The sequence below is a fragment of the Kitasatospora sp. NPDC127111 genome, from assembly GCF_042677465.1.
In the GTDB taxonomy this organism is placed as follows: Bacteria; Actinomycetota; Actinomycetes; order Streptomycetales; family Streptomycetaceae; genus Kitasatospora.
In genome coordinates this window covers 1-10454 of record NZ_JBHXTG010000136.1, presented here as the reverse complement: position 1 = coordinate 10454, position 10454 = coordinate 1, and the positions used below count along the sequence as shown (strand labels likewise).

The 10454-nt window shown below is 70.8% G+C and carries 12 protein-coding genes and 2 pseudogenes; 11 read left to right on the top strand and 3 right to left on the bottom strand.

Features of this window, described 5'->3' with window-relative positions; genetic code table 11:
- Together ACFVHB_RS39300 and ACFVHB_RS39295 are read right to left on the bottom strand one after the other, a co-directional pair.
- A partial coding sequence (locus ACFVHB_RS39300; protein ID WP_380332638.1) for an ATP-binding cassette domain-containing protein occupies positions 1–202 on the bottom strand: 202 nt, incomplete at its 3' end.
- A 414-nt stretch (positions 203–616) separates the two neighbouring features.
- Positions 617–2263 (bottom strand): oleate hydratase, encoded by a 1647-nt coding sequence (locus tag ACFVHB_RS39295; protein WP_380332653.1) that lies wholly within the window; start codon positions 2261–2263, stop codon positions 617–619.
- A gap of 137 nt (positions 2264–2400) precedes the next feature.
- Here ACFVHB_RS39295 and ACFVHB_RS39290 point away from each other — a divergent pair, with 137 nt between their 5' ends.
- From ACFVHB_RS39290 to ACFVHB_RS39260, 7 genes and pseudogenes are all read left to right on the top strand, one after another.
- Positions 2401–2733: a hypothetical protein gene (locus ACFVHB_RS39290; protein WP_380332635.1), complete on the top strand. Its 333-nt coding sequence runs from the start codon at positions 2401–2403 to the stop codon at positions 2731–2733.
- 2 nt (positions 2734–2735) lie between these two features.
- Positions 2736–3092, top strand: coding sequence for an ArsR/SmtB family transcription factor (locus ACFVHB_RS39285; protein WP_380332632.1), 357 nt, complete (start codon positions 2736–2738; stop codon positions 3090–3092).
- An 80-nt stretch (positions 3093–3172) separates the two neighbouring features.
- Positions 3173–4798, top strand: a complete 1626-nt coding sequence (locus ACFVHB_RS39280) for a SulP family inorganic anion transporter (RefSeq protein ID WP_380332650.1) — start codon at positions 3173–3175, stop codon at positions 4796–4798.
- 190 nt (positions 4799–4988) lie between these two features.
- The gene (locus ACFVHB_RS39275; protein ID WP_380332629.1) at positions 4989–5321 is read left to right on the top strand and encodes an ATP-binding protein; all 333 of its coding nucleotides are present in this window, start codon (positions 4989–4991) and stop codon (positions 5319–5321) included.
- 15 nt (positions 5322–5336) lie between these two features.
- Positions 5337–5507 carry a hypothetical protein gene (locus ACFVHB_RS39270; RefSeq protein ID WP_380332626.1) on the top strand — a complete coding sequence of 57 codons (171 nt, stop codon included), beginning with the start codon at positions 5337–5339 and terminating at the stop codon, positions 5505–5507.
- A complete protein-coding gene (locus tag ACFVHB_RS39265; RefSeq protein WP_380332647.1) occupies positions 5431–5703 on the top strand; it encodes a DUF6126 family protein in 273 nt (90 codons plus the stop codon). The genes ACFVHB_RS39270 and ACFVHB_RS39265 overlap by 77 nt, the downstream gene beginning before the upstream one ends.
- A pseudogene (locus ACFVHB_RS39260) lies at positions 5679–5807 on the top strand (helix-turn-helix domain-containing protein); the annotation flags it as partial. The gene ACFVHB_RS39265 and the pseudogene ACFVHB_RS39260, both read left to right, overlap by 25 nt.
- 4 nt (positions 5808–5811) lie before the next feature.
- Here the strand turns inward: ACFVHB_RS39260 and ACFVHB_RS39255 are convergent.
- A pseudogene (locus ACFVHB_RS39255) lies at positions 5812–5946 on the bottom strand (UDP-N-acetylenolpyruvoylglucosamine reductase); the annotation flags it as partial.
- Between the two features lie 437 nt (positions 5947–6383).
- Here ACFVHB_RS39255 and ACFVHB_RS39250 point away from each other — a divergent pair.
- From ACFVHB_RS39250 to ACFVHB_RS39235, 4 genes are all read left to right on the top strand, one after another.
- Positions 6384–6515 (top strand): hypothetical protein, encoded by a 132-nt coding sequence (locus tag ACFVHB_RS39250; RefSeq protein WP_380332623.1) that lies wholly within the window; start codon positions 6384–6386, stop codon positions 6513–6515.
- A gap of 155 nt (positions 6516–6670) precedes the next feature.
- Positions 6671–7000 carry an ArsR/SmtB family transcription factor gene (locus ACFVHB_RS39245; RefSeq protein ID WP_380332644.1) on the top strand — a complete coding sequence of 110 codons (330 nt, stop codon included), beginning with the start codon at positions 6671–6673 and terminating at the stop codon, positions 6998–7000.
- Positions 7001–7037: 37 nt separating this feature from the next.
- Entirely contained in the window at positions 7038–7562 is a 525-nt protein-coding gene (locus ACFVHB_RS39240; RefSeq protein WP_380332641.1) for a hypothetical protein, read from the top strand.
- An 883-nt stretch (positions 7563–8445) separates the two neighbouring features.
- Positions 8446–10371, top strand: coding sequence for a hypothetical protein (locus ACFVHB_RS39235; protein WP_380332620.1), 1926 nt, complete (start codon positions 8446–8448; stop codon positions 10369–10371).
- Positions 10372–10454 lie beyond the last annotated feature (83 nt).

Here is a 10454-nt window from a genome sequence, read left to right as displayed (position 1 = left end):
CACCCGCCGGGGGGGGGCCGCGGCCGGCACCGGTCGAGGTCCGGGCCGCGGCCGTTCCCGCGAGGACCCGGACCACGCCGGCCTCGGTCTTCTGAACACCCACGATGGTGCGCAGCAGTGTGGTCTTGCCGCATCCGCTCGGTCCCAGCAGGCCGGTGACCGAGCCGCGCGCCACGTGCAGGTTCAGTCCGTGAAGCACCACTCGGCCTCCGCGGGAGACGCACAGCCCCTGGACCTCGACGGCATGCCCGCTCGTCGCGTCGTGTCCTGTGGTCGAGCCGCTTCCGGGGGGCTTTGTCGGGCTGTCCATCCCTGTTCTCCTCCACGTCGTGGGCGTGTCGCGGGCGCTCCCGTCGTCTTCCGTCCCGGTCGGCTGCCGCCGGGTGTGAAGGCCGGATCACCATGACAGCCAGCCGTGGCCTGCCCCTGGGGCCGATGGTCCCTGGGACAGGCCGCGGTAGCCCGGTGCCCCGCAAAGCCGAAGGGGTGTTCCGCTCCGTCAACGCCGGCGACCCGGCGCGGCCCGGTCTCAGCGGGTCACGCACTCCCCGGCGAACCACTTCGTGGTCGTCGAGCATGCGACAGAGCCGGAGGGAATCCTGACAGTCCCCCGCTGTCAGGTGCGGTGCATGGTGTGCAGGGCCTGGGCCAGGACGTGCGGGTCGTGGTGGCCCTTGTGGACGGCCGGGGGCCGCTTCTCCAGGTCGAGCAGCTTCGCGACGGCGGTCCACGCGGTGCGCACGGAGTACTCGACGGTGAAGACGACGTCGTCCGGGACCTCGGCGTACTGGCCGATGAAGGCGAGGTTGGTGGAGCCCTCCGGCACCACCTGCGGCCGGTCACCGTGGCTGCGGACCAGGAACTGGCTGGTGATGTACGGCATCAGGCACGGGATGACGGTGGACGTCCCGGCGACCAGCTCCGCGGTGGGGGCGTCCACCGCGAGGTGTCCGAGGACCTCCTGGAGGATCTCCGCGCCGGTGCACTCGCGCATCGGCTTCTTGACGAAGTCGCCCGGCCTGTCGGGGAAGAGGCCGTAGCCCCACCAGACCGAGACGCCGTCGGGCTGCTGCTGGTAGACCGGCTGGCGGTTGACCACGAGGGTGAGCAACCAGGGGGAGTCGGTGAGGGTGAGCAGGCCGCCGCGGCCGGTGGCGCGGCCGGTGAACCTCTCCATCCAGTCGAGGAACGCCGGGTCGTCGGCGGTGACGGTGAAGGACTCCCAGGTGGAGTCGTTGATGCTGTGGTCGAAGACCGACGGGTGGCCGAAGTCCTCGCGGCCGCGGGCGATGCGGTGCCACAGCAGGAAGGATTCGGGGCTGCGGTTGGTGTGCGGGCCCTCGGGGGCGGTGGTGTGCGTGCCGAGGGTGGAGTCGGCGGTCATCGAGCCGTTGGTGACGAACACCAGGTCCTCGGGGGCGACGTCGAGGTCGGCGTGCGGGCCGGCGAAGGCGATGCGCTCGACGGTGGTGCCTTTGATGCCCGGACCGGTCCGGAAGGCCAGGTCGGCGACCCGGTGGCCGGTGTGGATGCGCACACCCTGCTCCAGCAGCCACGCGGTGAGCGGGCGCACGATCGAGTCGTACTGGTTGTACCGGGTCCGGTGGATCCCGGACATCGTCTGGAACTCCGGGAACAGGTGGACGAAGCGCTTGAGGTAGCGGCGGAACTCGATCGCGCTGTGCCAGGGTTCGAAGGCGAAGGTGGTGCACCACATGTACCAGAAGTCGGTGGTGAAGAAGCGCTCGTCGAAGCAGTCGGTGATCCGCTTGCCGTCCAGCAGCCGCTCGGGCGTGGCCAGGCACTTCACCAGTTCCAGGCGGTGGCGCTCGGAGAAGCCCATGGCGTGCCCGTCCACGATCGCACCGCCCTTGCGGACCAGGCGGGCCGCGTCGTCCCACGGCGACTCCTCGTGGGAATCGAGGATGTCCTGGGTGGCCGACTTCGACGGGTCGTCCAGCGACGGGATGCCGGACAGCAGGTCGTACGTGCAGCGGAACTGCGCCTCGAACATCCGCCCGCCGCGCATCGTGTACCCGGTCTCCGGGGTGCCGCCCGCGTCGAGGCTCCCGCCGATCTCGTCCTGCGCCTCGAAGACGTGGATGTCGCTCCCGTCGAATCCCCCGTCCCGGATGAGGAAAGCCGCCGCGGAAAGGGCGGCGATGCCGCCGCCGACCAGATACGCCTGTGCCATCGAAAACTCCTCAGGTCTGCTGCGCCGAAGCCCTGTGTGTCCGTCCGACCGGGCGGCCCCGCGGCGAATCGCCGACCGGGATCGGACCCCTCGGACGGGGCGCGGACGCCAGCCTGCTCCTCGTCGCCGAGCCTGGTCTGTGGGCCATTGGTCACAAGAGGGCGGCACAACGGTCCCGGTGTGTCGGTGGTGCCGGATGACCACTGTTGATCATTACCGCCTCAAGCCGGGCGCATGTCGATCTGCCATGGTCGCAACTTGAAGAATTCTTCAATTTCATAGATGATGCTGCCTTGTATCCGGCAGGGGTGTGGCCGCGCGGCAGCGCCCGCGGCGAGGAGGGGCGCATGAGCGACGTTTTCGACCAGGAGCTTCGTGAGCAGCTCGCCGAGGCCCGCCGGCAGCGGGCAAGCGCTCGGGCGGCCGGCGACGAGGACGGCGCGCAGGCGTACGCCGGACGCATCACGCAGCTCCTGCGGATCGCCGCCCACCACGGCATCGAGGTCGAGCGCACCGCCGAGGAAGAGGAAGAAGACTGAGCATGGCCGTCCCGCTGTACCAGGCCAAGGCGGAGTTCTTCCGTACGCTCGGCCACCCGGCGCGCATCCGCGTGCTGGAACTGCTCCAAGACGGTTCGCGCCCGGTGCGCGAGTTGCTCGCCTCGATTGAGATCGAGCCGTCCAGCCTCTCCCAGCAGCTCGGCGTCCTGCGCCGCAGCAACCTGGTCACCGCCACCCGCGAGGGCAACACGGTGGTCTACGCGCTGAGCACGCCGGACGTCGCCGAGCTGCTGTGGGCAGCGCGCCGCATCCTCACCGAGATGATCACCGACCAGGGGACGCTGCTCGCCGAGCTGCGCTCGGCCGACCTGCCGGACGCAGTGGAGAAGACCGCGTGAGCGCCACGCGGACCACCCTCGGAGACCGGGCCGCCGGACGGGTCCGGGCCGTCCTGCCGAACCGCGCGATCCTCGCCACCATGGGGCGCTCGCCGCGCAAGGACCTGCTGGCCGGCCTGACGGTGGCGATCGTGGCCCTGCCGCTCGCGCTGGGATTCGGCGTCGCTTCCGGCGCCGGTGCCGAGGCCGGGCTGGCCACCGCTGTGGTCGCCGGGGCGCTGGCCGCGATGTTCGGCGGCTCCAACGTCCAGGTCACCGGCCCGACCGGGGCCATGACCGTCGTCCTGGTCCCGATCGTGCACCAGTACGGCACCTCCGGCGTACTCACCGTCGGCCTGATCGCCGGCGTGCTCCTGATCGCTCTCGCCCTCGGCCGGGCCGGCCGCTTCATGGCCTACGTCCCCGCCCCGGTGGTGGAGGGCTTCACCCTCGGCATCGCCGGGGTGATCGGGCTCCAGCAGGTGCCCGCCGCCCTCGGCGTCACGAAGGGTGACGCCGAGAACGTCGCGGTCGTGGCGGCCCAGGCCGTCGCCGACTTCGCCCGTCACCCGCACCCGGCGGCGATCGCGGTGGCGCTCGGCGTCGCCGCCGTGATGCTGGCCGGTGCCCGGTGGCGCCCCGGCATCCCGTTCTCGCTGATCGCCGTCGTCGCCGCGACCCTGGCGGCCCGCTTCGCCCACCTGGACGTGGCGACCATCGGTCACCTTCCGGCTGGACTGCCGCTGCCGTCCCTGGGGTTCCTGGACCTCGGCGCCGTTCCGCATCTGCTCACCGCCGCCTTCGCGGTCGCGGCGCTGGCGGCGCTGGAGTCGCTGATGTCGGCGACCGCCGCCGACGCGATGAGCGTCTCCGAACGCCACGACAGCGACCGGGAGTTGTTCGGTCAGGGAGTGGCCAACCTGGTCGCCCCGCTGTTCGGCGGCGTGGCCGCCACCGGCGCGATCGCCCGCACCGCCGTCAATGTCCGCTCCGGCGCCGCCTCCCGGCTTGCCGCCCTGGTCCACGCAGCCGTGCTCGCCGTAGTCGTCTTCGCCGCCGCACCCCTCGTGCGGGACATCCCGCTGGCCGCGCTCGCCGGTGTGCTGATCGCCACCGCGGTCCGGATGGTCGAGGTCGCCTCGCTGCGGGCGCTGGCCCGCAGCGGACGCGGCGAGGCCGCCATCCTGGTCCTCACCGCCGCCGCCACCCTCGCCTTCGACCTGGTCACCGCCGTCATCGTCGGCCTGGCCGTCGCCGGGATCCTGGCCCTGCGCCAGGTCGCACAGTCCGCGAGGCTCCAGCAGGTGCCCCTGCACGACGGCCTGCCGCCCGCCGACCACCACGAGGAGGAGCAGGCACTGCTCGCCGAGCACATCGTCGCCTACCGGATAGACGGCCCGGTGTTCTTCGCCGCCGCCCACCGCTTCCTCCTCCAGCTCGCCGAGACCGCCGACGTCAAGGTCGTCATCCTGCGCCTGTCCCGGGTCACCGCCATCGACTCCACCGGCGCCCTCGTCCTCGGCGACGCGATCGGCAAGCTGGAGCAGCACGGCATCCTGGTCCTGGTCTCCGGCGTCAAGCCCGGCCACCGGCGCACCCTGGACGCGCTCGGCGTCCTGGACGATCTGCAGGCGGCGGGCCGGGTCTTCGCCCACACCCCCGACGCCATCGCCCACGCCCGCACCCGACTGCACACCGCCGGCGTCCTGGCCGTCGCCACGGCGTGAAACGGAGCCGACCGATGACCGCACTCAGCGAGCCCCGGCGGTGAAGCGCCGCTGGGGACGCCGGAACCGGCGCGAACGGGACGACGTTCCGCCCGCCCGCGAGGACCCGCCCATCGCCTCCGGGCGGCATCTCACGCTGTCCCTTCCGACGCTCCCGTCCTCGATTCCGCTGGCCCGGCACACCGCACAGGTGCACTTCACTACGTGGGGCCTGCCGCGCGGAGCCGTCGTCCTGGACGCCGCTTTGCTGATCGTCACCGAGCTGGTGACCAACTGCGTGCGCCACGCCGCCGAGCGCTCACCCCAGCTCGGGCTGACCGTGAGCCTGGGCGACAGCTACCTCGAAGTCCTGGTGGCCGACCAGCACCCCCGCGTGCCGGGGGTGTCGGCCGGTGGCGGCCTGCAGGTGATCGCCGAACTCGTCTACGACTTCGGCGGCCACCTCGCCATCGCCCCCTCCACCCTGAGCGCGGGCAAGACCGTGCGCGTTCAACTGCCCCTGCCCGCCAAGCCCACACCCTGACCCGGAAGGACGCCCTTGCGCTTCGAGATCACCCCCTACGACGATCACGGCGCCCCGACGGCCCCCGACGTCGTCGACCTGACCACCCTGCGCGAACGGCTCACCCGAGCTGCCGTCACCGGCGAGCGCCTGCACATCCGCCCCGGGCCCCGCCACGACGGCCCCACCACCCGACCCCAGGAGTAGCGGCCATGGCGACGCCGCCTCGGAGGAGAAGAGCCGGCGCAAGGCCATCCTGATCCGCGCCGGGATCCACATTCTCGGCACCCACCTGTTCGCCGGCTCCGTCCTCCTGCTCTTCGCCCTCGGCAACCGCCACTGGACCCCGTCGCCGAACGAGCGTCGAGCGGACGTCCTGTGTCCCGCCCCATCCGGTCACTGACCCGCGCGACCGCCATTCTGCGCCTGCTCGCCGGCGGCGAACGCCGACTCGGCCTCGCGGACGTCGCCACCTCCCTGGGACCGGCCAAAGCCACCGCACACGGAACCTGCGGGCCATGCGGTCGTAGGCGACGACCTCGGTGACGGTATTTGCGACCTCTTCGCCGTAGGCGCTGACGTTCTGGATGGGGATAGCGCCGACCGTGCCTGGGATGCCGGCGAGGAACTCGATTCCGGCCGGGCCGTGTCGCAGTACGCGCCGCCGGGTGGCTTCCGCCGCAGAGGTGGGGCCGCCCCGGCGTCGGTTCCTGGGCGGCCCCACCGCAGGAGGCGCTTCCGGGGGCCTCCTGTGCAACGACTTTATCATTTGCTAAGATTCGCAACTGCGAGGACAGCGAAGGGGAGCCGGAGTGCGTATCTCACCGGGCCGAAGCGCCGTGGTGTCGTCCGCTCCGTACCTGGCGCCGGACGGGTCGTGCTGCACCGCGCCAGGTGTGCGGCACCACCGCCGATGGCCCGGGCTTCCGCTCCCCCCTGCTGGTCGGCGGGGCTGTCCTTGAGCTCACCGCCGCCCTTTCGGTGTGGTGTCTCCGACGGGAGGGCGGCGGTGGGCATGCAGTGGGAGCTTGAAGAGATGGACGGCGTCGGTGCCTTCGGCTCACGGGGTACCTCGGCGAACGGGTGGTGCGCCGGTTCCACGGTGCGTTTGACTGGGCCCGCGCACGCTGCACGGGCCCGCTGGTGATCGACCTGTCCGGCTTGTTCGGCTGGAGCCAGGAAGGCGAGGCGGCGATCGTCGATGCCGCCGGTTGACCTCCGCAGCCCCACCCGCGAAGCCCGGTCGGGCCACCCTTGTCGATCCCATGAACTGCGCAATTGCTAAAGTCGAACCAGATAGAGGTCCGCTTTCGAGCGCTGATGGAGACGGTGACGACGTGAACGCCGAAGCCCCCACCCCGCCTCCGGTGATCAGCGTCCCGCTGTACCAGCTGAAGGCCGAGTTCTTCAAGACGCTCGGCCACCCCGTGCGGATCCGGGTCCTGGAACTGCTGAGCCAGCGAGAGCACGCCGTCGCCGAGATGCTCCCCGAGGTCGGCGTGGAGGCCGCCCACCTGTCCCAGCAACTCGCCGTGCTGCGCCGTGCCCGGCTCGTCTCCTCCCGCCGCGAGGGCTCCACGGTCTACTACCGCCTCACCACCCCCGAGGTCGCCGAACTCCTCACGGTCGCCCGGGGCATCCTCAGCGACGTCATCACCGGCCAGGCCGAACTGCTGGACGATCTGCGGACGACCACCTGAGGCCGCCCTGCCGATAGCCTGCCGGGCATGATCATCGATCAGCGGTGACACCGCCGTCCTCACCCACGACGCCGCACGGGGCCTGGGCTGCCTCGGCCCCGTCGCCCGCGCCAGCAGCCTGCCCACCGACGCCCGCCACGCCCACCCCGACCACGACCACGGCGAGGCCCTCACCACCCACGTCCTGCCCGGCGGAGACGTCCTCGCCCGCTTCCGCATCCGCGCCCAGGAAGCACAGACCTCACCAGCCCTGGCCGAGCGCCTCGCCGACAGGTTGCCCCTCGGCGCCACTGCGGACCGGCCGCCTCCGTACGGCAATCACCGGCCAAGCAGCGGCAGCGGCCTCGCCGAGGGCTGGCGCGGCACCATCGCCACCCGGATCGAACTCGCGGCGACATCGCCTCCATCCCCACCGACGAGGGCTGGCTCCACCTGGCCACCGTCGTCGACATCAGTCCGGCGGCCGGACGAGGAGGCGATGGAGAAGCTTCGCCGGGCCTGGGAACGGCACGGTTTCTCCCTGCTCGCCGAGGGTGTGTACGCCTGCCGGATGGAGCCCTGACCACCGAACCGGCCCCGTCCGTGTGCATCCCTCGGCGGTGAACGGACGGGGCCCTGGTTGGCTGCTCGTCGGCCAGGGCTCTTGCCGTGTCTCAGACCTCGCCGAGGGGGACGTTCGGGTCGGCCAGGCGGTCGGGGTCCACCACGCGCTTGGAGACGATCAGGTCGCGGATCGGGTCGGTGACGTCCCAGATGTTGACGTTCATGCCCGCCAGGACGCGGCCGCCACCGGGGTCTGACCCGCCCTCTACGATGACGGTCCGGCACCCGCGGGTGCCGGACCGTCATCGTAGAGGGCCGTGGCTGTTGGTGGCCGGGGACTACTGGCTCAGCTGCGCCCGGCCGGGCCGGTCGGCTGTGCTGGATCAGTGGTGGCGGATACCGCGTCATGGGTGCGCGGGGTGAGGCTTGCCGGGGCAGGCGCCCGGTTGTGGCGTCAGGCTTCGATGGGCTGGTTGGCCCCATGAGGCGGTGAGTCCTCATCCTTCGAGCTCGCGGAGACGACAGTATGTGGCGCAGGAAGGGGTCCCATGCCGGGCGAGGGGACGGAGCGGAAGGCGCGCCGGGCGGCCGCTCGGAGTTCAGCGACGGCCTTGAGCAGTGGGATGCACGCCCGGACGACCTCGGCTGCGGCAGTCGGCAACCGGGCGATGGCGCCGAGCAGAAGAACCAGGCCGCCGATGGCGGCGAGGAGGGTAGTGAGGTCCATGAAGCTGCCTCTCCTGGTGAGCGGGTGATCTGACAGGAGTCACCATGGGCCGTACTCAAGCGTCGCTTCCCGCCGCCGACTCGTTCCGCCGAAAGAGGGCCTGGTCGGGGCGATACATTTTGGTTTCCGGTCCAGATCGGGAGCGGCCGCCAGAACCATTGGGGGATTTGGCTGCATGGGTGGGGTGGATCGCGATGGCGACTCGCAGCAGGCCTTTGGGGCACGGCTGAAGGTCCTGCTGAGGGCCTCCGGCTTGTCGCAGACGGACGCGGCCCGGGTTGCGAGCGGCCGGTCGGTGGTGATGGGCCGGGAGCCGGTCAAGATCACGAACGGGCAGATCAGTGCCTGGGTAACCGCCAGGAACCGGCCCGCGGACCTCGCCCTGCGACAGCTGGTACGGGTGCTGATTGAGGCGGCACGCCGGATTGACGCCCGGTTGGTGGCTGAAGGCCGACCTCCGCGGCAGCTACCTGACGGCCTGCTCGACGAGCAACGCTGGCCGGACTGGCTGAATGCGGCCAAAGGTGGGCACGGCCCGCCGCCTGCACCGACGGTGCGTGCGGCAGGACCACTGGCTCTTGGCGTCCACCGCGCTGTTCTCCCCGACAGCGTCCGCGACGGCGGCCGCGCCGTGGAGCAGCGCCCGCTCCTCACCCCGTATCTGGTGCGGGCGCACGACCTTCGGCTGCGGGCGCTCGTGGCCGGTGCAGTGGGGGGTGGGCCCTCCGTACTAGCCCTCCTCCTTGGCGAATCCACCACCGGGAAGACCCGTTCCCTCTACGAAGCGGCCTGTGAGTGCGCCGGGGACCAGCCACTGCAGCATCCTGCAGACGCCAAGGACCTTCATCAGCTTCTGGCCGCTGATGCGGTGACGCCGGGCACGGTGCTCTGGCTCAACGAAACGCAGCGCTACTTCCACGGCGAGAGCGGGGTCGACAACGCCAAGCGCCTCACTCGCCTTCTCAGCCGAGTCAGGGGCATCGTCGTCCTCGGCGCCATGTGGCGCAGCCCGTACTACACCGACCTGACGGCCCAGGGGCGCGTCAGCGGCAACGAGCCGATCCGTGACCTTCTCACGGGGGCGAGCACGGTCTGCCTCAACGTTCCCGATGCACTGACCGCTGAGCAGTGCGAGGAACTGAGGACGCTTGCCGACGGCGCAGCCACGGGATGCTCAGATGCGCGAGTGGCCGCAGCGCTGGAAGCCGGCATCCCGGATGACGGCAGAGTGATTCAGTACCTGAGTGGGGGACCCGAGCTGCTCGCCGCCTACCGCGACGAGACACTGTTCAGCCCGGTTGAGCATGCCCTGATCACTGCGGCTCTGGACGCCCGACGCCTCGGTCATGCTCAGCCCATTTCCGCAGAGCTCCTGGCCGCGGCGGCCGACGGCTACCTCAGCGCGCGTCAGCGCCCGAGCGACCCGGACTGGGCCACAACGGCGCTCGCCGACATCACCCGCGGATACCGCGGCGGCGACCCGCACAACCGGTCCGACATCTTCCACACCCTCACCGCGCTGACCAGCCACGTCAGCCGATCCGGGAGCCCACAGGCCTACGTGCCTGCCGACTATCTCGATCAGCAGACGCGTCACTGCAGAGAAGATCAGCTCGGCCCGGCGAGCCTCTGGGATTCCCTGGTCGCCCATGCCTCCGACCCCGACGACCTGAACAGTCTCGCGGGGGCAGCCGAAAAGCGGGGCCTGTTCAAGGTGTCCGCGGCCCTCCACCGGAAGGCCTTCCTCAGCGGACACCCACGGCCGGCGAATTTCGTCCGGGTGGTCAGCCGGCACAACCTCGACCCATCACAACGCGCCGCTTTGTGGATCGCCGGTCAGATGGAGCTGAATTCGGGATCCCCAGTCGCCGACGTGCTCGTCGAGCTTCAACGCGCAGAAGCGCATGAGGCAGTACGAGAGCTGCTGAGCCGCCGACCGGAAGCCGCGGTGGACATCAGCGAGCCAGGAGGCGTCACAAACCTCCTGCAGGTGTTGCGATCCATCGGGGACAAGGAGGCGGTACGGGCACTGCTGGACCGCAAACCAGCGGATCACGCGCGTATGGATACGTTCGTTGTTGCCCGTCTGCTAGTGTCCTGAGTCTGGAATTCGCTTCAGATATCCGGCGAGGCGTTCGAGGATCTCGTCTGCGGTCTTTGTCCAGACGTACGGCTTCGGGTCGG